Source organism: Rhizobium sp. BK313 (assembly GCF_014193655.1).
Taxonomy (GTDB): domain Bacteria; phylum Pseudomonadota; class Alphaproteobacteria; order Rhizobiales; family Rhizobiaceae; genus Rhizobium.
On sequence record NZ_JACHZQ010000008.1, the window covers coordinates 196,778 to 219,630 of the forward strand.

At 59.7% G+C, this 22,853-nt stretch carries 17 protein-coding genes and 1 pseudogene; 10 read left to right on the plus strand and 8 right to left on the minus strand.

Translation table 11 applies throughout. The features are described from left to right. The 4 genes from FHT86_RS31370 to FHT86_RS31385 form a co-directional block, all read right to left on the minus strand. Complete coding sequence (locus FHT86_RS31370) at positions 1-1,404, minus strand: amidase (RefSeq protein WP_133710830.1); 1,404 nt, start codon at positions 1,402-1,404, stop codon at positions 1-3. After that, a complete protein-coding gene (locus tag FHT86_RS31375) occupies positions 1,401-2,603 on the minus strand; it encodes an NAD(P)/FAD-dependent oxidoreductase (protein WP_133710829.1) in 1,203 nt (400 codons plus the stop codon). The genes FHT86_RS31370 and FHT86_RS31375 overlap by 4 nt, the downstream gene beginning before the upstream one ends. Positions 2,604-2,605: 2 nt before the next feature. Next, positions 2,606-3,715, minus strand: a complete 1,110-nt coding sequence (locus FHT86_RS31380; protein WP_133710828.1) for a ring-opening amidohydrolase — start codon at positions 3,713-3,715, stop codon at positions 2,606-2,608. Positions 3,716-3,840: 125 nt separating this feature from the next. Beyond that, positions 3,841-4,575, minus strand: coding sequence for a GntR family transcriptional regulator (locus FHT86_RS31385; RefSeq protein WP_133710827.1), 735 nt, complete (start codon positions 4,573-4,575; stop codon positions 3,841-3,843). 269 nt (positions 4,576-4,844) lie between these two features. Between FHT86_RS31385 and FHT86_RS31390 the strand changes: the two genes are divergently transcribed. From FHT86_RS31390 to FHT86_RS31420, 7 genes are all read left to right on the plus strand, one after another. Then, a complete protein-coding gene (locus FHT86_RS31390; RefSeq protein WP_133710826.1) occupies positions 4,845-6,032 on the plus strand; it encodes an alanine--glyoxylate aminotransferase family protein in 1,188 nt (395 codons plus the stop codon). A 451-nt stretch (positions 6,033-6,483) separates the two neighbouring features. After that, on the plus strand, positions 6,484-7,185 hold the full coding sequence (locus FHT86_RS31395) for an ECF transporter S component (protein WP_133710825.1): 702 nt from the start codon (positions 6,484-6,486) through the stop codon (positions 7,183-7,185). Between the two features lie 3 nt (positions 7,186-7,188). After that, the gene (locus tag FHT86_RS31400; protein ID WP_133710824.1) at positions 7,189-9,087 is read left to right on the plus strand and encodes an ABC transporter ATP-binding protein; all 1,899 of its coding nucleotides are present in this window, start codon (positions 7,189-7,191) and stop codon (positions 9,085-9,087) included. After that, positions 9,084-9,896, plus strand: coding sequence for an energy-coupling factor transporter transmembrane component T family protein (locus tag FHT86_RS31405; protein WP_166656973.1), 813 nt, complete (start codon positions 9,084-9,086; stop codon positions 9,894-9,896). Before FHT86_RS31400 ends, FHT86_RS31405 begins: the two co-directional genes overlap by 4 nt. 16 nt (positions 9,897-9,912) lie before the next feature. Further along, the gene (locus FHT86_RS31410) at positions 9,913-10,992 is read left to right on the plus strand and encodes a ring-opening amidohydrolase (protein ID WP_133710822.1); all 1,080 of its coding nucleotides are present in this window, start codon (positions 9,913-9,915) and stop codon (positions 10,990-10,992) included. A gap of 128 nt (positions 10,993-11,120) precedes the next feature. Continuing rightward, complete coding sequence (locus tag FHT86_RS31415) at positions 11,121-11,582, plus strand: GntR family transcriptional regulator (protein WP_166656972.1); 462 nt, start codon at positions 11,121-11,123, stop codon at positions 11,580-11,582. A gap of 299 nt (positions 11,583-11,881) precedes the next feature. Then, on the plus strand, positions 11,882-13,036 hold the full coding sequence (locus FHT86_RS31420) for a sulfite oxidase (RefSeq protein WP_133710820.1): 1,155 nt from the start codon (positions 11,882-11,884) through the stop codon (positions 13,034-13,036). A gap of 367 nt (positions 13,037-13,403) precedes the next feature. Here FHT86_RS31420 and FHT86_RS31425 read toward each other — a convergent pair whose 3' ends face one another. From FHT86_RS31425 to FHT86_RS31435, 3 genes are all read right to left on the minus strand, one after another. Next, positions 13,404-14,756 (minus strand): phosphatase PAP2 family protein, encoded by a 1,353-nt coding sequence (locus FHT86_RS31425; protein ID WP_246779741.1) that lies wholly within the window; start codon positions 14,754-14,756, stop codon positions 13,404-13,406. 491 nt (positions 14,757-15,247) lie between these two features. Further along, positions 15,248-16,546, minus strand: a complete 1,299-nt coding sequence (locus FHT86_RS31430; RefSeq protein WP_208116694.1) for an MFS transporter — start codon at positions 16,544-16,546, stop codon at positions 15,248-15,250. 313 nt (positions 16,547-16,859) lie between these two features. Further along, entirely contained in the window at positions 16,860-17,663 is an 804-nt protein-coding gene (locus FHT86_RS31435) for an IclR family transcriptional regulator C-terminal domain-containing protein (protein ID WP_208116693.1), read from the minus strand. A 272-nt stretch (positions 17,664-17,935) separates the two neighbouring features. Between FHT86_RS31435 and FHT86_RS31440 the strand changes: the two genes are divergently transcribed. The 3 genes and pseudogenes from FHT86_RS31440 to FHT86_RS31450 all read left to right on the plus strand — a co-directional run. Next, positions 17,936-18,733 carry a citryl-CoA lyase gene (locus FHT86_RS31440; RefSeq protein ID WP_246779742.1) on the plus strand — a complete coding sequence of 266 codons (798 nt, stop codon included), beginning with the start codon at positions 17,936-17,938 and terminating at the stop codon, positions 18,731-18,733. Positions 18,734-18,738: 5 nt separating this feature from the next. After that, positions 18,739-19,890 carry a CaiB/BaiF CoA transferase family protein gene (locus tag FHT86_RS31445; RefSeq protein WP_133710817.1) on the plus strand — a complete coding sequence of 384 codons (1,152 nt, stop codon included), beginning with the start codon at positions 18,739-18,741 and terminating at the stop codon, positions 19,888-19,890. 214 nt (positions 19,891-20,104) lie between these two features. Then, positions 20,105-20,320, plus strand: a pseudogene (locus FHT86_RS31450) (ferritin-like domain-containing protein); the annotation flags it as partial. A gap of 485 nt (positions 20,321-20,805) precedes the next feature. Here FHT86_RS31450 and FHT86_RS31455 read toward each other — a convergent pair. Next, the gene (locus FHT86_RS31455) at positions 20,806-22,680 is read right to left on the minus strand and encodes a methyl-accepting chemotaxis protein (RefSeq protein ID WP_133710816.1); all 1,875 of its coding nucleotides are present in this window, start codon (positions 22,678-22,680) and stop codon (positions 20,806-20,808) included. Between the last annotated feature and the right edge of the window lie 173 nt (positions 22,681-22,853).

A 22,853-nucleotide genomic window follows, 5' to 3' on the forward strand; every position in this document is an offset into this window, starting at 1 on the left:
TCAGTCGAGTCTCCTTGAAAGCGGCACCGGACCAGAGGTCCGTAAAGCCGGCAAATTACACACAAAGTCGATGAGTTCGGCATCCCTGCCGACAGCGGCTACGAGCTGCATGCCGATGCCTCCGCGGTCCGCGGTCATGCCGGCCGGAACATTGACAGCGCAGACGCCGGTCACATTCATCCAGCCGGTGAACACGGCGTGCCCGCGCGGGCCGACGGGCTGTCCGTCGATTTCCGGCGGATAGGCTTCAGCCGCCGGCCAGGCGAGGGCGGCAATCGAAGGGCACAGAAGCAGGTCATAGGTGGAAAACAGCCGACCCGCATCGGAACGCGCCGCGCGAGCGACGGCAATCGCAGCCGCATAGTCTCCCGCGCTGCGCGATGCACCTACCGCATCGAGCGCCAGCGCGTTGGCGCCAAGGCCTTGACGCGTTCCGGCGGCATCCAGATGCCAGTGCAGTCCGGCCGCGGCAATGGTGCCCCAGGCAGCAGCGACGCTCTCGGCGTCATAAGGGGTTTCGATGGTTACGAGATGATGTCCGGCCGCCGCCAGCTCTGCCGCGAAGGCATCCGCGGCGCTGGCAATGGCCGGATCGACGGGCGCAGTTCCCATTTTCGGCAGATAGGCAATCCGGGCACGCTCCGGAAAAGGTCGGGCCAGCGCGAGCCCCGACAGCGAAGACGGGTCGGTCGGATCATAACCCTTGAGAACGGGAAAGATCATGGCAAGGTCTTCCGCACTGCGGGTAACTGGGCCTACGACCTCGAAATCCAGAAGGATCTCGGGGAAGCCTCCATAACGGGCGATTTGTCCGATCGAAGGCTTGAGCGCAAAAAGGCCGCAATGGGCGGCGGGTCGGCGGAGCGAACCACCGCCATCCGTCCCGATCCCGATCGGGCCGATACCTGCCGCCACTGCTGCCGCACCTCCACCTGTCGAGCCTCCCGGTGTCATGTCAGGCGCGTGGGGATTGCCGGTCGTGCCGAAGACCAGGTTCGAGGCGTATCCCTGCAGGGTGAATTCTGGAACGTTCGTCTTGCCTATGAACACGGCGCCCGCAGCCCTGAGCCTTGCAACCGGTGCCTCGTCCGCCGTTGGCACATTGTCCGCGTAGAGCCTGCTGCCCCAGGTCGCCGGCAAGCCGGCCAGAAAGAGGTTGTCCTTGATAGTCATCGGCACGCCGTCGATAGGCGAAAGCGGCGTGACGGATCGCCATCGAGCGGTCGCGGCCTCGGCTTGCGCCCGAGACGCACCACGGTTCTCAGCGACGACCGCATTGATTTTGGAATTCACGGCATCAAGGCGCGCCTCGATCGAAAAAAGGACATCCAGCGGCGTAAAGGTGCCAGCGCGGTAACCCTTAGCGAGTTCGGATGCCGTGAGTTGCCATAGATCCGTGTTCATGAGAGCGGCACCGGCACATCGCGGTACAGTCTTTCAAGCCGAGAGGTAAACGCCGGCTCGAGCTTCTTCAGCGTGCCCGCAACCGGGTCGGAGCCTGCCAGCATGGTGTCGGTCGCGTCGCGAGAGAACGAAACGACGAACTCGGCCCGCTCCGTCCGGCGTGCGGAAACGCTAGCGGGTATGTCCTCCAGCGACGCGCCGTTCATCAGGGCTCGTCGGACCTCGTCGACGACGACGCACGCGTCCTCGACGGCCTGGGTTGCCCCCTGTCCAAGTGTCGGCACCATCGGATGGGCGGAATCGCCGACAAGAACGACGCCCGCGCCGGCATCATAACGCGTCGTGCCGTCCTGAAGACGGGCCCAATGGATGCGGTCGGTATATTGCTCGAGGGCGCTGATAAGATAGGCAGCCTCGGCGCAGAGCATTCCGCCCTCGGGGGTATAAGCGCCGCGCAGAAATTCGGGTGTCTTCATCTCGTCGCTGACAACACCGTCGTCGCCAATCGGAAACGAGCCCGCACAATAGACGAAATCGCCGGGAACGCGGAATGCCAGAAGCCGGTTCGGCCCATTGAACCATTGACCGTAGTCGTCGATCGGGCAGTCCGCTCCAGCGGGAAAGAGCAAGCGATAGAGGCAGACACCCAGAAAGCGAGGCTCCTCCTTTGACACGAAATGCTCTCGGATTCTCGAATATCGCCCATCGCCAGCAATTATGAGATCGATGTTGTCGATCCTGATATCAGCTGCCGCCTCCTTGTCGTGATAGGTCACGAAGAGCCCGTTTCCGTCGCGTCCGCAAGAGGAAAGCGCGGCACCATAGCGGATAACGTTCGTGAGCGGCTTGCGAAGCAACGCATAGAGCTCCGCCCAGCGGATGCGGATGCCGGCATTGTCGGCGACATCGCTCAGAGCGAGGTTCATAAGACTGCGACCGCTGGTCAGCGCGATCGACCAGCTTTGCCACGCCAGGCTGTTGCTGACGATTGCATCGGCCCGCTCAGGCATGACAGCTTTCAATGCCTTAATGGCGTTGGGACCGATGTTCAGGCCGGTTCCGGCGTCCATGTGGTCGGTGGCACCCACACGCTCCAGGCAGATTACCTCGACGTCTTCCCGCCCGGACAAACCGGACGCGATTAGACTTCCGGCGATACCCGCACCGGCGACGACAATACGCTGCTGGCGACTTGCCATGCTCAACTTCTCCCTGCGCGTTCGACAATAAGACTGACAAGGCCGCCTCCATCGGGGCCCTGGTGTTCGGCGCCGCCAGAAACGAAAAGGGCGGTATCGCCGAGCACGCTGGCGATGATCGCGCCGACAGCACCGCGGATATGTCGCTGCTGATCCATGTCGCCGTCGTTCAGCATCGTATGCGCCTTGCCGCGCACGAGCCCGTCGCGCGACGCCTCGCATTTCACGAAAGCCGCTTTTATCCTTCGGCTCTCGGCGGCGGATATCTGTGCTCCGCGGTCAAAACCGAGTTCCGCTAGCATCGCATGGATGCCGGAGAGATCGAGCGCGTCGGCCATCAACGCATGCGCGATCGTCAGGTTGCCGCTCCATTTTTGGCTGAGACCGATCACCACAACCTCGTTGCATCTGACCTCGACACCGGCCGAGATGCTGGCAACGGGCGAAAACAGGCTGAAGTCCTTGAGGACAGCTTCTGCAACCGAGCGCTCCTCCGCTATATGTCCGAGCGCCCTGCCGACGCCAAGCGCCGACGCGGCGCGTCCATAGCCCATCAATTTGCCCGGATTGTCCGTCGCCGGCGGATGGCCGTCCGCGACACTGGAAGCAATATCGGCCTGCGCAAAGGCCGGTCCCTTCACCTGAACGAAATGCACGTCATCTGCAGCGTCGATCGACGCCTTTCGCATCGCTTCGGCAACCGCCTCCGCGGTCAGGTCGATCTGTCGTTGCCGGCCAACCTCTTCCGGTCGGAGATCCGGTGTGAACGCCACGCCTATTGCCAGCGCCTTATGGGCCGACGGCACGGTATCCGGCGATGCGGTGAAAACCGTATAGTGAGGCGAGAGCACACCCTCCACGCCTCCCGAGAAGATGAAGGGAACGCGCTTGCAAACGGTTTCGGGTGGCTGGCCCGTCGCCTGCCCGATCAGAAGCGACAAAGATTGCGAGAGGTATCCGCGTGTATAGTCGTTCACCAACCCGTTGCCGTGCGTCTTACCGATCACCGCAATGATTGCCTCCGGATCGATGATTCCCTCGACAATCGCCGTAGCCAGAGCGGAAACGTCGCCTGGATCGGGGAGACTGAAACGATGCACGCCTGCCTGCATGGCGAACTCCAAGGGAAGTAACGATCACAACTGGACAGAGGTCAGACGTCTGTCCTTTGGAAATGCAATTCTCATCGGCGCAAGAGGAAATGCGACCAATGTCGAATCCCTCGCCACAGCCTGACCTACCCCTTGCTAGCTTTCTCCGCCGCGCGGCTGTGCTTTCCATCGACAGGCTTGAACGGCTTCGTCTCGCTGTAAGCCGCAGCGATGACCGGCCATTTGCTTTTGATATGATCACGCATCAGTTGGGCCAGCGCCGCGCCATCACGGCGACGCAAAAGCATGACCATCAGACGATGATCGTCGATGGCGCGTGCCCATTGCTCATCGGTCTTGTGTGCAGAAAATCTTGCGCGCTGCACACGACCGGAAAGGCTGCGATAAGTCGATTGCAGCGCCGAATTGCGTGCCGCCGCCATGATCGCATCGTGGACCTCACGGTTTCGAGCAAAATAGATCGGATAATCGCCAGCCTTCCAGGCCGTGATCATTGCCTCGGTCGCCGCCTCAATAAGACTAAGTTCCGCCTCTGTTATCAACCCGCAAGCCAGTTCGCCAGCCGCCCCCTCCAGCGCGCCGACGACCTGCAGGATCTCGCTGATCTCGGTTTCGGAAAGTGCCACCACGCGCGCGCCGCGATTGGGAAGCAATTCCAGCAGCCCTTCCGCCGCCAGCAGCTTGATGGCTTCACGCAGCGGCGTCCGGGAAATTCCGAAACGCTCGCAAAGCGCCACTTCGTTGATCCTTGAACGCGGCTCCAACTCGCCTTCCAGAATGAGCTCGCGCAACGCGTCTACGACGACTTCATGATGCAGCGTCTTGCGCACGATACCTTGATATCGGTCTATGGTATTCACTCGGCCACGCCCTCCAGCTTCCTTCCCGCTGCACCAGCAATCGCATGCAGTTTCACACCGTTGGAACCGCTCGAATTTGCATTGCCTGCGCCAAGTCACGCAGGTGAGAGATTTTCTTTCGATGTATTTCTAAACAAATCTCCCGAAATTAAAAGTGCAATTTGGATGTTTTGACGACATTATTGAGCCTTGCCTTGCAGTTTTCCGCAAAATAGCATTCATAATGCAATTTCTGAAAATGCCATCCACCAAGACAAGGTTTGTTATCGATGCGCTCAGCCGGCCGCCATTTCCTGCAGATCCCCGGACCGACAAACGTGCCGCTTCCGGTTCTTGCGGCAATCGCCCAGCCAACGGTGGATCACAGAGGGCCGGACTTTCCGGCGCTGACCTTCGGCGTCATCGAGGGAATGAAGCGTATATTTCGGACACAGGACAATGTTGTGATCTATCCGGCATCGGGCACGGGCGCCTGGGAGGCCGCCCTCGTTAATGCGCTGTCGCCGGGAGACAGCGTCCTCATGGCAGAGACGGGGCATTTTTCCACTCTTTGGAAGACGATGGCGACACGCCTCGGGCTGAATATCGAGTTCCTGCACGGCGACTGGCGACGCGGAGCGGATTTCGGGGCGATCGAAAACCATCTACGCGGCGACCGTCAACACAAGATCAAGGCCGTAGCGGTCGTCCACAATGAAACGTCTACCGGCGCGGTATCGAACATCCGCGCGGTTCGCCAGGCCCTCGACGCGGCCCGCCATCCGGCCCTCCTCATGGTCGACACGATTTCCTCGCTGGCATCGATCGACTACCGTCACGACGAATGGCAAGTGGACGTCACAGTCGGGGGCTCGCAGAAGGGCCTGATGCTACCGCCGGGCCTCTCTTTCAACGCCGTGTCCGAAAAAGCGCGCAAAGCGGCCCAAAACGCCCGGCTGCCGCACGTCTTCTGGGATTGGGAGGACATGATCGCCATGAACGGCAAAGGTTATTTTCCCTACACCCCGGCGACGAACATGCTGCAGGGACTGAAGGTTGCCATTGAACTGCTTGAGGAAGAGGGCCTCCCGGCGGTTTTCGCTCGCCACGACAGGGCGGCGGCGGCCGCACGCGCATGCGTTCGCTATTGGGGCCTCGAAATCTGGTGCGCCGAGCCGGATGATTATTCCAGTTCGCTGACAGCCGTTCTTGTGCCGGAAGGCTATTCGGCGGACGTTCTGCGCGCGACGATCCTCAGCCAATCCTCCGTTTCGCTTGGCAATGGCCTCGGACGGCTCGCCGATCGCGTCTTCCGGATCGGCCACCTCGGAGATTTCAATGATGCTGCGCTTCTAGGCACCCTCGCCGCGATCGAAGCGGGACTTACGAGCGCCGCCGTTCCCATCAGGAGTGGCGGCGTCATGGCCGCTATCGATTCGCTGAGTGGACGAAACGCCATGGCGGCCGCCGCCGAATGATGACTTTTTATGCAATGCATATGTATATTTTGTGCAATATGCCTATAATTTGATTTATTACTTCCAAATGCTTCATTTGAATGCAAAATGGCTAAAAATTAACGTCAATTTGCCGACTTTATCTTCTTGCATTGCGGTAAAAATTGAATTTAGAATGCATTTCAGTGCTGCAGGCAGGGTATATAACCGGTCAGCTTCACGGGGCTGCGTGACTACACTTAAAAAGTTGGAAACCCTGCCCTCACCGTAGCGCTTGGCATCGGAGTGCGCCCGGACGCACTGTTGAAGTCGATTGTCGATCGCCAGATCTAGCCGCCCATCTTCGACCGGTGCCCGCTTCAAAGGCCCGAGAGTTGGAAGACGGTTGCCGTGTGAATGATCCCTTTGGCGGGTGCAGGCGCCGTCAGGGAGGTGTGAGAGCCTGATCCCCCAACTCGCGGAGTATCCTACCATGTCCGTCGGTCTCATCTATCTCATCGTCGCCATCATCGCGGTCGCACTCGCCGCCTTTGCCTTCTTCATCAATCGCGGACAGGGCGGAAAGACGTTCGTCGCGTTCACGCTGCTTGAGATCGTCATCATGGCGATCATCGGCGTCATCAACGGCGTTCTCGGCACGCCGAACGCCATGATCGGACGGTTCTTCATGACCTTTTCCGGCGCCTATGGCTTCCTGGCATTTGCTGCCATCTGCGGCGGCTTCTACATTGCCGGCCCGCTTTGCGGCTATATCATCCGAAAGCCCGGCGCGGCCACCATCGCAGAAACCATGAACGGCGTGGCGCAAGTGCTTTCCGGCAATCCGAACGGCATCATGGTTCTCGGCGCCGGATTCCTGCAGGGCTTCATGTCCGACGTTGGCTTCGCCTTCTACGGCTATCGCCGGTGGACCCTGTCGGTTCTGGCCCTCTCCGGCGCCCTGGCCCCGTTGCTTCAGCAAATTCCGGAAGTCTATTTCTTCGGCGTCGGCGACATGGGCATTTCTTATAATCTGCTCGCCCTTGTGATCCGCATGATCAGCGGCGCGGTCTACGCCATCATCCTCGTCAAGCCGATCGCCCACGGCCTTGCCAAGGCCGGTGTGCTCCGTGGCACGGCGATCGCCAAGGATCAATCTCCGGTCGTGGCCGCAAACCAGCCGACCCGGGCTTGATCGATGAGCACCGCCTCCTTTCACGCCGATGAGGGTGCGCTTGACCGCGCCCTCTCTCCGGCCCCCCAGTCTGCCGGACAAGCGATCCTCGCGGAACCCGGCAGCGACAAATGCGAGAGCGGTGCATCCCGCGCGCGTCATCTGGTCGATCTTTCGGGCATCACCTACACCTATGAGGGCGAAGCCCAGCCCGTTCTCCACAATGTCGACCTCACAGTCGGGGAAGGCGAATTCGTGCTGATCCTTGGCCCGAGCGGCTGCGGCAAAAGCACCCTGCTGCATCTTCTCAACGGCTCGGTTCCCCATCTTCTCGGCGGCACACTGCAGGGGTCTGCCACTATCTGCGGAAAATCGGTGGCCAATACCAAGGTTGCATCCTTCGCAACCGATGTCGGCATGGTCTTCCAGGATCCCGACGCCCAGATCATCAATACGCGGGTCCGCGACGAAGTCTGCTTCGGGCTTGAAAATCTTTGCCGACCTACTCCGGAAATTCTGGTGGAACAGTCCCGGGCGCTGGAATTTGTCGGTCTTGCGGACTTCGGCGATCGGTCGATTTTCGAATTGTCGGGCGGTCAGAAGCAACGCGTCAGTATAGCAGCCGTCCTTGCCGCGCGTCCGCGCCTCCTTGTGCTCGACGAACCCACCGCGAACCTCGACCCCGCCGGTATGGCAGAGGTGTTCTCCGTGCTTGCGCGCCTCAATCGCGAGCACGGTACGACGATCATCATGGTCGAACACCGCGTTGACGAGCTCGCAGATAAAGTCAGCCGTGTCGTCATGATGGATCGCGGCACCATCGTATTCGACGGCGCGCCGCGCGCCGCATTCTCCTCTCGCCGCGTCGTCCATTCTGAAGAAGCCGGCGTCGTTCCGACCGCAAGCTGGTTTCCGCAGGTCGCAGAGTTCGCAATGGCTCTCTCCCAGGCTGCGGGGCGCCCGCTGGCGAGTGATCAGGTGCCCCTCTCCGTTGGCGAGGCCGTAGCTCTCTGCGACATCATGCAGCCGACACAATCTCTCGATCCGAGATCCGCGAGCGTTGCAGCAGAACCTCTGGGTTTGCCGCTTCTCTCGATCCGCTCGCTGCGCTTCTGCTACGATCGCAAGAACCCAATCCTGAAAAATGTCAACCTTGCACTCGAAAACAACCGGATCGTCGCCCTGCTCGGGCGCAACGGCTCCGGCAAGACGACACTTGCCCGCATGCTCGTGGGCATCAACGATGCGCCTGTCGGCACGATCGATCTCAACGGCAGAGATATCGCCAAACTCGGCGCGCGCGAGATCGCGGCGGAAGTGGGATATGTCTTTCAGAATCCCGACCATCAATTCGTTACCGATCAGGTGGATGAGGAAGTCGCTTACGGCCTGCGCGTTCGTGGCTTTGCCGACAGCGAGGTTGAGAGGCGTGTGGAAGATGTACTCTCGATCGTTGATCTCGCGCGCTACCGACATCGTTCACCATTCAGCCTAAGCCTTGGGGAACGCAGGCGCCTCAGCGTCGCGACGATGATGGTACTCGAACCGCGCCTTCTTGTGCTCGACGAGCCGACCATCGGCCAGGATCACGAACGAGCACAGCAGCTGATGGGCCTCATGACCCGTCTTCGCGAGCGTTATGGTACGACCATCCTGATGATCACGCACGACGTTCGGCTGGTGGCTGAATGGGCGGACCGGGCGCTGGTGCTCCGCTCTGGCGAGATCGCCTTCGATGGCGCCCCGATCGAGCTTTTCGGCAAGGCGGAGCTGCTCGAAAGCTCCGGCCTGCTCGCTCCTCCGATCTACGAGGTGAGCCGCCGGCTGGCGGATCGTGATCCGGGTCGGGGACTTCGCCCCGTACTGTCATCGGAGTCCCTGGTTTCCTGCCTGGCCGCCACGTTGCAAGCGAGGGTGTTGTGAGAAGCAAGAACGCATTTCAATTCCGCGCAGGCCGTTCGATCTTTCATCGGCTTGATCCGCTGTCGAAGTTCGCCTGGCTGATCGGGATCTCGCTCCTTGCCTTCGGCGCGTACATAGCCTGGATACAGATCACGATCGCGGTCGCGGTCCTCCTCACCGCCCTCGTTCTGGCGCGCCTAACGCCGTTGGAAATTGTCCGCGGCACATGGCTTTTCATCATTGCCTGCATTGGCTTCCTGGTGGTCCAGAGTCTGACACTGCCGGGCCAAACGGTCGCCTTCCAAATCCTTTCGAAGCCGATCTATGCCGAGAGCGCCGACTATGCGCTGGCCTCGGCTCTGCGCATTTACACCATCATCCTCTCCTCAATGGTTTTCGTGCGCACCACCGACCCGCGGGATCTTGCTATCGCGCTGGTCACGCAGATGCGTGTTCCCTATCGCATCGCCTATGCCTTCTTCATCGCCCTGCGTATCGTTCCAACGATCGAGGAGGAGATCAAGATCATCCGTTCGGCTCAAGCCGTGCGCGGCGTCGCACGAAAGCGTGGCATTGCCGGTCGCATCCTTGAAACCAAGCGATATGCCATGCCGCTTCTCGTCGGCAGCCTGCGCAAGGCTTCGATGATGGTGATGTCGATGGAAGGCCGCGCCTTTGGCGCCTATCCGCAGAGAACATTCGTCGACGCGCCGCATATGAGCGCTCGGGGCATCGCGCTCATCGTCGTGACACTTGCGGCAGTCGTCGCCTGGTATACAAGTCTTGCGATGGGCGTGGTCCATTCCGTCTACGTCTTCGCGCCAAATTGAATATGGTACACACACAATGAAAATCGGTGTCCACAAGATCGCAATGGCATCGCCCGACGATGTTACCGCACTCGAAAAGCTGATCGACGCAGGTGAGGTTAACCCGGCGGATATCGTTGCCGTCATTGGCAAAACCGAAGGCAATGGCGGTGCCAACGATTTCACGCGGGGTTATGCGACGCTCGCCTTTCGTCTTCTTCTGGCGAAAAAACTGGGTGTTGAATTCGACGACGTCGTCCGCCGCATCGCCTTTGTCTGGTCCGGCGGCACCGAAGGGGTGCTCTCGCCGCACGCGACGATTTTTACTCGCACGGACGAAACATTGGCGCGCAGCGAGCGAAGGCTTGTGCTCGGCATCTCGGAGACCCGTGCGCTCTCACCCGAAGAGGTCGGCACAACGATTCATGTCCGCTTGGTTGCCGACGCTGTCCGTGAGGCTTTTCGGCAAGCAGGCGTCGTCAATCCGGCAGATGTCCATTACGTGCAAGTGAAGGGACCGCTTCTGACGGGTGCGGCCATATCGGATGCCGACAGCCGCGGCGTTGCCGTGGTGACGCGCGACCCGAACGGTTCGAAGGTCTATGCCCGCGGCGCCATGGGCCTCGGCGTTGCGCTTGCGCTTGGCGAGGTCGAGGAATCGCAGCTCTCCGACGCAATGATCGGACGGAAGCTCGATCAGTTTTCGGCCGTTGCGTCGACCTCCGCAGGCGGCGAACTGAAGGCCTGCGAAGTGCTGCTGTTCGGCAATGCGCCGGGCGCGGCCAGCGACTTCCGCATCGGCCATGCCGTCCTCAAGGACGTGATCGATGCGGCTGGCGTCCGCGCGGCCATCGAAAATGCCGGAGAATCGTCGGCCGGGATCGCCGCCATTTTCGCCAAGGCCGAGGCAAGCCCGACAGGTCGGTTGCGCGGCTGGCGCAACACGATGCTGTCAGATGCCGACATCAATTACGAGCGCCACGCGCGCGCCGCCCTGGGAGCCGTGATTGCCTCGGTGACGGGCGATCCGGCGATTTTCGTTTCCGGCGGCACGGAGCATCAATGTGCACCCGGCGAGGCGCCGATTGCGGCAATCGTCCGTTGCGGCGAAAGCTGAGAACTGCCGTTTCCGCGAGCCTCCGCGATTTTAGACCATTGCGCCTCCCCGTTCTCCTCGGTTAAGTCTGCCAAAACCGTGCCCGCGAAAGCGTGCAGAGTTCGCGGGGGCAGAGGCCGGAAGAGCACTTGCTCTACGACCGGCTGGTGGATGCGATCATCGACAAGACCCTGAGACCGGGCCAACATTTGAACGAGGTCAAGCTCGCAGCCACCTATAGCGTACCCCGCTCCCGCGTCCGTCGCGTGCTGGAGCGTCTGCGCGACGAGGCTGTGGTCGAGATCGAGCTCAATCGCGGTGCCTTCATATCGCGACCGACAATCGCCGAGGCGCGCGACGTCTTCGAGGCGCGCAAAAACCTCGAGATGATCATTGTCCGTCTCGCCTGCGAACGCGCAACGCCAGCCGATATCGCCCGGCTGCGGGATCATCTGCTTGCCGAGCGCGACGTCTTCGATAATTTGCGGCCAGAGATGAACCGTATCGCGGGCGATTTCCACGTATTGCTTGCCGAGACCGCCGGCAATGCGGTGCTGGCGCGGATGCTGACGTTGCTGATGCGACGCGTCTGTCTTATCCAGTCGCTTTAGGAAAAGCGAAGCGGCGTTCTGTGTCTCGTCGACGAGCACGAGAAGCTCGTCGATCTCATTGCAGCGAGTTTGCGTCAGGATATTCTGTCCACGACTATGGACTATTATTTAGCAATCACGCACATTGAGGATACGAGGCAAAGTAGAAGTCGTCCGGTGCTGCATGTTTGATATGCGAAGCTGACGCTTGACTTCGTTCGGGCATTTCCGGGTGGGGAAAAATCGTTGCATATCCGTCCTTTAGGCTACCACCTAAGGCGCATTGCAGTCCGTTCCGGATGGCGTCCGGAGGGAAACACATGCCTGATCTTCAACGCAGAGAATTTATTGTTCAAGGAAGTGCGGCTCTCGCCGCAATCGCGGGTCTATACGCTTCGAAGGTCAACGCTTTTCCGACGCAGACCGGCGAGAAGGTCCTTCCATGGCTCGATCAGCCGACGGAAAACCCTAATCCGGCCGGTATCCAGACGCAGCTCGTCTGGGAAGATTTGAATACCTTCATAACTCCAAATGACAAGTTCTTCAGCATCTCGCATTTCAATCGACCGACGATTGACGAGAAATCGTGGTCCCTCGATATCGGCGGCCTGGTCAAGAAGCCGTTTAAATTGACGCTCGCTGACATCAAGGCGCGACCGCGACAGGAGGTCGTTTTCACAGTGGAATGCTCGGGCAACCACGGTTTCCCATTTTTCACCGGCGGCATCGGCAATGCCCGCTGGGCAGGCACGCCGCTTGCGCCGATTCTGAAGGAAGCCAGCATCCTTGATAATGGCATCGAGGTTGTGTTCTTCGGCACCGACAGAGGCGACGTCGAAATACGCGACATGAAGATGCAACAGAACTTCGCTCGTAGCATGTCGCTCGCCGATGCAATGAACCCCGACAATCTACTCTGCTATGAAATGAACGGCGCGACGCTGCCGACGCCCAATGGTTTCCCGCTGCGGCTGATTGCTCCGGGCTGGTACGGCATCGCCAACGTCAAGTGGCTGAAGGCCATCGAGGTTCGCGACACCCGTTTTATGAGCCTGCTGATGGCCCGCGACTATGTCACCATCCGGGAGGAAGAGCACAACGGCGAGACCAGGTGGATCGAGACCTCAGTCGGCCGAGCCCTGATAAAGTCCGCACCCGCCAAAGTCACCCGGACAGACTCAGGTTACCGCATTATTGGCGCGGCCTGGGGAGCACCGATCGACCGGGTCGAAGTGAGAATCGATCAAGGGCCCTGGAAACCAGCGGTCATTGATCACAGTGAGGAGGCCGAACACGCTTGGAAAATTTGGTCCTTGGATTGGGCAAATCCCTCTCCTGGAGAACACACTGTGACCTCACGCGCGATCGGTACCACGGGGCAGATTCAACCGGCAATGGACGATCCGTTGATCGCCAAAAAACACACATACTGGGAAAGCAATGGCCAGGTGACACGCCGCATCCGCATCGTTTAAGAAGCTTTGCCGCCACGTACGACGGCTAAGGAGGAAAGGGTACGTTCGACCGAGAACCCTTCGCTTGGGATTACGGCAGTTGAGAAGGCGCTGGCTGTCATCCGCTGACTGCCCGTCCAGTAGTGGTGAGGACCGGCGGTACGTTGATCCTGAGCCGCACCTGACCGCAGCTTCGGGGGACTGTGAATTCGGTAGTAGACTTCGCGCCTGCTATCTCATGAGAATACCCACCGCCGATATCTGCTCGGCACAATTTGAGATCTCGGAACCTCGCGCTCTCGTCGATGCGAGGAAATTACTCGACCAACTGCGATAGGCACAATTGCAGACGGTACGAGATCGTATCAAATAAGCCTCCACCCTTCCGCTAGTCTGCCCCATCTTTTTTTGCCCGCTCGATGAATTTCGCCGCGACCGCTTTGCCAAGTGCGACACCGGCCCGGTTGTCCATTTCATAGTGGATGCCGGCCCAGATGCGGGAATCTCCCGCCTCCTTGCCGACTGTGCGGATGAACTCCGCGCGGCTGGGGAATAGGTACGCAAGAACCTCGCACCGGGCAGTCGAGAGCGTGGAGTGGTTCGACGGATAACTGGGAAAGGGCGGCACCGCGAACAGCGGAGTTATGCTGGGGTCAAGCTGGTTGGGCCGCAGATACCAATAAGCGAACTTCCCGTCGTTGCTTGCAATGAATGCGTCGAAATGGACCGTTGCGAGCAACGCGTAAGCCCGCGCGGCGCGCGGAGGGTTCGAGTCCGTCTTGTCCTCGAACATCCACTTGCTTGCGTAGTCATACCAACTGGTAAACAGGCCGGATGGACTTTGCCAGTAGAACGCTTTGTAGTTGTTGGGGAATTTTCGATCAAACTGTCGGACCGCATCCGTCTCAGCCTTCACAACCGCGGACTTGCAGTCGGGCGGAGCGGACGGTCTGAATTCATTGGGTGCCTCGAGCAGGATCGGCTTCCAGTTTGGCATGGTCACATTGGCGGGTTTGTCTCCGACCCACATGCACGGACCGGTCGGGACCGTTCCGGTCCAGACGGCATCGGACCCATCGGCCTTTGCCCGCGCAATCACTTGCTCTCCCACACGTCGCCCCAGTTCCAGGCCAGCGGAAGAGTCGCTTGGGAACTGGACACCCGCAAGGACACGCGACTGCGCCGCTTCTTCGGCCATCGCCTGGAACGACGACGCCTCGTCTGGGAAGAAATAGGCAAGAACGGTCGCGGCGGCTCCGCCGACTGCCGCGTGTTCAGATGGATAAGCGGGACTCCGAGGGGTGGGCAGCGCAGTCGGCAGTGTCGCATCCACCTCGCTTGGGCGGGGGCGATTGTAGAAGTATTTCGACTCCCAAGCCGCGACGGTGGCGTCGTAGATCGCGATGGTCAAATAGGTATAGACGCGGTGCGCATTGGGGATCGTTTGGTTTGCGAGAAGACGGTTGTTGACCAGGTCGATCCATCGATAGCCGGGCGAGCCGGCGTCCCAGAACTTGATCTTGGCGGCGACCTGCGCATCGTTTGCTGCAGGAAGTTCACGGAGCTGCCGCAACTCGGTCGCGGAAGTATCCGGTGGGGGCGGTACTCGGAAGTCTTTGCCCGACGTAATTACCCACGTTTTCCACGTTCCCGCCTTAGGCTCTATCGGATCAGATTGGGCGAAAGCGCAGTTCGCGGACAAAAGGATTACCGCACAGACCTTGCTGAACCCGCTAAGCATGTTCGCCCCCCTAGTTCATCCCCCGGCGCGAAGACGGAGGTTTTTTGTTTTGACGCTTCAACTTAATTTTAGCAATTACTAATTATATCTCGTGGCACTGCTAAGTAAAAGCGTCAAAAATGAGAGAGGGCTGCGTTGTGAAAGATCACGTCCGAAGCGACCCGCAGCGGCCGTTTGCCGCTCGGCCATCCACGTGACGCCATGACGCTGATCCGCGCGCGACGATCGCATCTGCGCTGGAGGGACCTGTCGGCTCTGCACCGATCTGCGACATCACACGGCCGGTTCCTCCATGGCAGTCAAGTGTTTTGTAAGTCCCTGGGCCCGCTGCTGTGCACAGTTCGGTCGGTCGAGAGGGCCCTTGTTCCTAGCCACCTTTCTGGAAGCCTCGCGACTGCCAGCAACCTCTAGCTAACGACGGTATTCATGCTCTGAGGAGAAAGGGCAGCAGGAGCCGAGATAGGCGGGCTCCTGCCAAAATGGCGGAAGTCTCAAGCCTTGCGAATTTGGCCGGATATTTCCAGGGGGGAGAGCCCATGATGATCGGCAACGTCGCCCTTGTGGCCGGCAAAAATGACCGCCGCAAGGCCAAGCAGGCTTGTTCCGCCCATGCAGAGCGCGACCGGCCACGAAGCTCCTGACCACGAGACCAGTGCCGTGGCGATGACAGGCGCCAATCCGGCGCCGATGACCGTCGCCGCCTCGCGACCGAGCGAGATGCCGCTGTAGCGGATATTCGCAGTGAAGAAGCGCGCGAAATAGTCCGGCTGCACCGAAGAGATGGCGCCATTGGCAAGGCCGAAACCGAGCGTCAGGGCCAGCGTGATCAGGCCCGGCGACCTCGATTCCAGAAGCCAGAAGAACGGGAATGCCAGCAGCAACTGGATCGTCAGACCGATCAGCATGACCTTCTTGCTGCCGATTCGGTCCGCCAGCAGGCCGAACAGCACCGATGTCACACATTCAGCGAGAGCGGCGACGATGACGGCATTGAGGACGATCGTCTTTGGCAAACCGAGCACGCCGGACACATAGGTCAGGCTGAAGGCTGCGAAAATGTAGAAGCTGAAATTCTCAGCGGTGCGAATGAGGAAGATCGTCAGAATGCTCCGCCATTCCCGCAAAGCGGCGATCATCGGCTGTTTTTCGCGTTCGCCACGTTCCGCCATTTTCTTGAACTCGGGCGATTCCGCAATGTTCAGACGCATATAAAGGCCGATGACGACGAGGACTGCGCTCAGCAGGAACGGAACGCGCCAGCCCCAGCTCATGAAGGCGGCATCCGGCAGCAGGGTGAAGAGATTGAAGACGAGGGAGGCGATCACCAGCCCTAGGACGATGCCGACCGTGATGAGGCTTCCCCATAATCCGCGGCGTTTATCGCCGGCATGCTCCACGGTCATCAGCGCCGCTCCGCCCCATTCTCCGCCCGTGGCAAATCCCTGGATGACACGCAGAACCAAAAGGAGGATGGGTGCAAAAATGCCGATCGACGAATAGGTCGGCAGCAGGCCGATAAGGCAGGTCGCGCCGCCCATGAACACCAGCGTGATCATCAGCAACGCCTTGCGGCCGACACGGTCGCCGTAATGACCGGCGACGATTGCGCCGAGCGGGCGGGCGAGAAAGCCCGTTGCCGATGTGCCGAACGCCAGCAGCGTGCCAATCAACGGATCCACCTGCGGGAAAAAGAGCTTGTTGAACACCAGCGCGGCGGCAGTACCATAGATGAAAAAATCGTACCACTCGATTGTCGTACCGACTGTCGCAGCAAATGCGACTCTGGTCATGGGGGCAGCCATAAAAATCCTCCCTGTCTAAAAACTACATTCATAGATCCGCGAAAGCCGGATGTGTCGCTATTTTCCGACCATACGCTCCCGGCTCCGCGAAACACCGCCTCCGCGGATATTTCGTATAGCGAAAAAGTTTTCGTAGTGCGAATGTTGCGGCAATGAGTCGGGTTTGTCAACTGGCCGTGAAATTGCGTTGCGCAAACCGCCACCCGTAGCTGGCAGACTGCCTGTCTTTCGGGGACGAAGAGGTGGGTGTGACGACAGGCAGGCCTGCCGAGGATGCCTGCGGTGGCGGCCGGTTCCGCCGTCAGTAGCCGAGCACGGAATGAACAAGCGCCGGATTGTGCCGCAACGTCTCCGAGATCTGGCGCGAGGTCACTTGCAGCAGCGGCAGCCGGCTCGCGAGCATTTCTTCCCGCGAAATCCGCGAAGGGGATGTGGAGCAATTTACGGCGGCAACGACGGCGCCACTCTCGGCAAACACCGGGACGGAAACCGAAACGACGCCATAATCGAGCTCGTCCTGGATACTGGCGACGCCGGCGGCGCGGATCTCAGCCAAGATCGCGCGAAGCTCTGTCGGATCGGTCACCGTCTTCTCGGTCAGCTTGCGAAGGTCGGTTTCCGCGAAGTATCGATCCAGCCGATCCGGGGGGAGATAGGCGAGGAGGACACGGCCGAGCGAGGTCGCATAGGCGGGATAGCGCGTGCCGAGACCCGCAGTCAGGCGGACGGAGCGTTTCGAGGAGACGGAGGCGATATAGAGCACTTCGCCGCTATCGAGGACGGCAACGGAGGAACTGTCGCCCGTCTGGTCGACCACGTCCTGCAGATACTGGTTCGCAACCTCCTGCAGGTTCATCGACGACAGGAACGAGGCGCTGAGTTTCAGAACCCGGGGCGTCAGCACGAAGCGCCTGCCGTGACTCCTCACATAGCCGAGCGCCTGGAGGGTCAAAAGCGACCGGCGCGCCGTGGCGGGCGCGACATTGGCAAGCGCCGAGACTTCGCTCAGCGTCAGCTCCGGTTTTTCCCTGCTGAAGACCAGAAGAATTTCTATCCCGCGGGCAAGCGCCGTCACGAAATCGGGACTTTCGGGGGATAGTTCCAATGTGATCTCCGTAATCTCCGCCCAGTGAATTAATTTTCGCAGCGCGGAATGTCAAGGATCGCCAGACCGCTTCCTTCGGCGAAGTCTTTGGCGATACTCACATAATCGCGCAGAAGCGTCGATGTCTCGACGGCAACGCAAGAGCGTAAAGCCCATTCTTTCTCTGAACTTCCGCTGGTTTCGATACCAGTCCTCCCTTGACAGCTTTCAAGAGCTTATCCGATAATTCGTATAACGAATAAACTTTCGCTATACGAAAAATGGAAATGCCGATGACCCGTCTCCAACCTTCGTCCGCCATCGCCCATGTCGAGCCCGATCGTATCACCGTTCGCGGATACGATCTCTGCGCCGATCTTATCGGGCAGATCTCCTTCACAGACTATGCTTTTCTGCTGATTGCCGGCGAAAAGCCTTCCGACGATCAGTCGGCGATATTGAACGCCTGTCTCGTAGCACTTGCCGAGCATGGCCTCGTGCCATCGGTGCAGGCGGCGCGCATGACTTTTGCGGCCGCCCCCGAAGCCCTGCACGGGGCGGTATCGGCCGGCCTCCTCGGCTGTGGTTCCGTCATTCTGGGCAGCTCGGAAGTCGCAGGCCGCATGCTGGCTGACATCGTGGTCCGGGTCGAGCAGACGGGAGGCGACCTGCGGACCATCGTGCGCGAGCATGTCTCCGAACTCAGGGCGACGAAGTCGCCGCTCCCGGGTTTCGGACATCCGGTTCACCGGCAAGAAGATCCGCGCTCGACACGCTTGCTCGCCTATGCGCGCGAACGACGCACGTTCGGACGCCATTGCGAGGCGCTGATCGCCGTCGTCGAGGCCGTGCCTGATGTCTATGGCCGTCACCTGCCTCTCAATGTCTCTGGCGCCATTCCCGCCGTGCTGCTCGATGTCGGTTTTCCGATGAGAGCGCTCAAAGGCATTCCGTTGATCGGCCGAACAGCAAGCCTTCTCGCCCATCTGCTGGAGGAAATGGATCGTCCCATCGGTTTCGCCCTCTCCAGCATTGGCGAGGAACACGTGGCCTATGACGGCCCCGCATCAAAAACAGAAGACAAGGAATAAATTCAATGGCGAACGAAAAGCCTCTCCGTTCAATTCGCGTGCTTGAATGCGGCGGTTTCATCACTGGTCCCTATGCGTCGATGCTGCTTGCCGACATGGGGGCCGACGTCATCAAGGTCGAGCGGCCGGATGGCGGCGACCCGTTCCGCAGCTTTCGCGGCGGTCTCTATAGTCCGCATTTCCAGGCTTATAACCGGAACAAGCGGAGCATCACTCTCGACACGCGGCAAACGGACGATCTTGCCGTTTTCGATGAGCTGCTTTCGACCGCTGATGTCTTCATCCAGAATTCAAGGCCGGGCATTGCAAAGAAGCTGGGTCTCGACGCCGAACGACTCATGAAAATCAACCCGAAGCTGATCTATTGCTCGATCAGCGGTTTCGGCAGCGGCGGCCCCTATGTTGACCGGCCGACCTACGACACCGTCGCCCAGGCGATGAGCGGCTTCCTCAACATGCTGGTCGATCCCGCGGCTCCCAAGGTCATGGGACCGGCGATCGCCGACGCGGTGACCGGACTTTATGCCTCCAACGGCATCATGGCGGCGCTTATCGAACGTGGAATCACCGGCAAAGGGCGCTTGATCGAGGTCTCCATGCTGGAAGCGATGACGCATTTTTCCATCGAGCCCTATTCGAACTACTTCAATTCCGGCGTCACGCCGGGACCTTACGGCCGTGCCGCGGTATCGCAGTCCTATGTGCTCGCCTGCGCCGACGACAAGCTAGTGGCCCTGCATCTGTCTTCGCCTGAAAAATTCTGGACCGGCCTCGTCGCTGCGACGGAGCATCCGCAGCTCGCCGCCGATCCGCGCTTTGCCACCCGCATGGATCGCGTCGACCATCACGAGGCGCTGCGGCTCGAACTTGCCTTGCTGTTCCGCGCCAAGACCCGGCAACAATGGCTCGACGCTCTCGTCGCTAACGATGTTCCCTGTGCGCCGGTCTACGATCTGGATGAGGCACTCGAAGACCCTCAGGCAAAGTTCATGAACCTCGAAATCAGGGCGGTGCATCCGACTGAAGGAGAGGTACGCACCATCCGCCCCGCCATCACCATCGATGGCAATGTTCCGGTCGAATTCCTTCCGCCCCCGACGCTCGGAGAACATTCCGAGGAGATCCGCCAGGAGCTTCGGCGGATTTCCGCAGCCTGACAAACTCTCGTCACTGCAGCGCCGGGCGGCTTCGGAGGGCCGGCGCTGCATGCATTTCTAAGCCGGGGCCGATTCTAGCAAACAATGCTGTCGTCTTATTTAATGCATGGGGCAAATTGAATGGAAGTTGAACCTGAACCAATCGATCCGATCCGGCCACTGCTGCACAGGCGGCTTAAATCAGGCACAACGGAAGATCGGATTGTTGTACACACCTGCTCTCGACGCCGGTCTCCTCGCGGCAGCCCAAGCCGTTGAACACTACGAGCTGTCGCGCTACGGCACGCTGAGAACTTGGGCGCTTGAACTTGGCATGAAGGACGCCGCAAAACTCCTGCAGACCACGCTAGACGAGGAACAGGCGACGGACACCGCCCTCACCGCGATCGCGACAAACGTCGTGAACCAGAACGCTGAGAAGGCAGCCTAATCTGCCAAAGAGGTCCAGCCTGCGACGGTTGGACCTCTTTTATTTTACAAATGGTGGAAGCTCACGGCCAATTCGCTTTCGCATGAAGACCACTTCCCCTTTTTCACTTTCGATATAAAGCGGGCGCCGAGCCCAAATGCTCGGGTAGAAAAACGCTACGGCAGTCATAACAGTAGTTGCTCGCCGTAGGGCGGGCAACCAGTGCTTCGTAGAAGCATCAGACCAATTGGCGGTGGCAGCTCTCTGCGCGGCGTCTTTAAATGCCAAACTCTTAGCATTGGTGGGATCAACACCGGCGCCAATGGTGACCCACGCAGTTTTCTATTTTTGTCTCTAATTCAAAACCTTACGCTCATGTCGCGGCGGTCAGCCTTCGGTACCGATTCACATCCAGCGCGCGAGATTCGAGAAGGTTCATCCTGCCTCACGGCGTTTTCGGCTTGTCAATACTCACCCCTGCTTGATCGCAATTGCACCAGATGACCTTACAGGCGCCTTGACCACGCAAGTTTTGGTCCAATAGCCAGCGCATTGTCGCCCGTCTTACGAACCGCGTGCGTTGCTTCCGTCATCTCCAGCCGGAACTGAGAAACTAGCGAACGAAGGCGACCGACCTCCGTAGCCAAGGTTGCGCTCGCCGCATTGCTCTCCTCTACCATCGCCGCATTCTTTTGAGTGACCTGGTCCATTTGGTTCACCGCCATGTTGACCTCCGAAAGGCCTATTGATTGCTCCCGCGCCGAAGTGGCGATTGCCTCCATGTGCCGGTTTATCTCGACGATATAGCTCTCTATGGTCTTCAGCGCGTCCCCGGTCTGGCTGACGAGCTTCACGCCTCCTTCGACTTCGACCGAAGAATTGCGGATCAGCTCCTTGATTTCCCGTGCCGCCTGCGCCGACCGTTGCGCCAGTTCACGGACCTCTTGAGCCACGACAGCGAAGCCCTTTCCCGCTTCGCCAGCACGCGCCGCCTCCACGCCCGCGTTGAGGGCGAGAAGATTGGTTTGAAATGCGATATCGTCGATGACGCCGATGATGCTGGAAATCTGCTGCGATGAGTTTTCGATCTTATGCATGGCCTCGACGGCACCGGCGACGATGATGCCGGACTGGACGGCGCTTTCGTTAGCCTGCTTTGCAAGCAACCGTGCTTCATCGGTCCGCTTGGAGGCATTGGCAACGTTTGTGGTGATCTCGTCGAGAGCGGCCGCAGTCTCTTCCAGCGACGCGGCTTGCTGTTCCGTGCGTTTGGAAAGGTCGTCGGCGCTGAGACTGATCTCTCTCGTGCCGCTGTCGATGGAGCCGGTTGCTTCGGCAACCGCGGCAAGTGTTTGTCGCAGCTGATCGGCAGCCGCGTTGTAGTCGGAGCGCAGGCTTTCGAAATCACGCGCAAAAGGCTCGCTGAGCTGGAAGGTGAGATCCCCCGTTGAAAGCCGCTGCAGGCCGCCGGCGAGATTCGACGTTGCCGTTGCCATCTCCTCAGACCTTGCGCGTTGGACGGCCGCGTTATGTTCGCGTTCTCTCTCGCTCTGGTCACGCATTGCACTCGCCTCGGCCTCGACCTGGCGGGCTCGCAAACCGTTGTCTTTGAAGACCTGCACGGCCTTGGCCATGCTGCCGACCTCGTCCTTCCGATCCGCGCCTGCTACAGGCACGGCAAGATCGCCATTCGCGAGTTGCACCATCGTTGCGGCCAGCTGCTTGATCGGCTGAACGAGCCAAGCCCGGATTGCGAAAAATGAGGCCGTCATGACCACTAGCAGGCCCGCGACGATGATGGCGAAGGTCATGCGGATGGTATCCTGAGAGAGGTCAGAGAGATCATGGTTTCTGATGCCCACCTGGTCCTCGAGCCGTTTTGCCGCTTCGCTGATCTTGACGCTCAATGCCGGAAATTGCGGCTGACAATCGCGGAGGAATATTGCCTGCGAGGCTGCGACATCCGCGGCAATTGTCGCGACCATCGCTTTTTGGATGGTGAGTTTGCAGACATTGTCAAGCACGTTCAGCCCCGCAGCCTTGAGGTCAACAAGTGTTGCCTCTTGTGGGGCGGCCGCGACCGCGCGGTCCATGTCGCCCAGAAACGCGTCGTGCGCGTCCTTCAGTTCCTTGATCGCTTTGGCATTGAGGGCATCGTCTGTCAGCATCAGAAGATCGCCAATCGCTGCCCGACCGTTTTCGAAAGCCTTGTCGGCCTTGCCGAGGGCGAGCGCAGCAATGGAGTCATGCCTCAAGAGATCGGTGTAGCTTTCGTCTATCTTCGATATTTGGCTTGCAGAATAGGTGGCGACACCGAGAGTGAATACTCCGAATACTGCCAAAAGCGCGGCAAACTTGCCTACGATGGAAAGGTTTTTCATGCCAAGGTTCCCCTACGCCTGTCGCGTCAGCGACAAGCCTGATGATTTCGGAAATGTCAGGACGGGCCCACCAACAAAGTCATTCTGCCGCGGGTACCGGACGAGGCGAGGAGGGTCATGTCTCGTTGAATGCGGGAGATCAGCTCACAGAAAGCGAGCCAATTTTTCTTCTG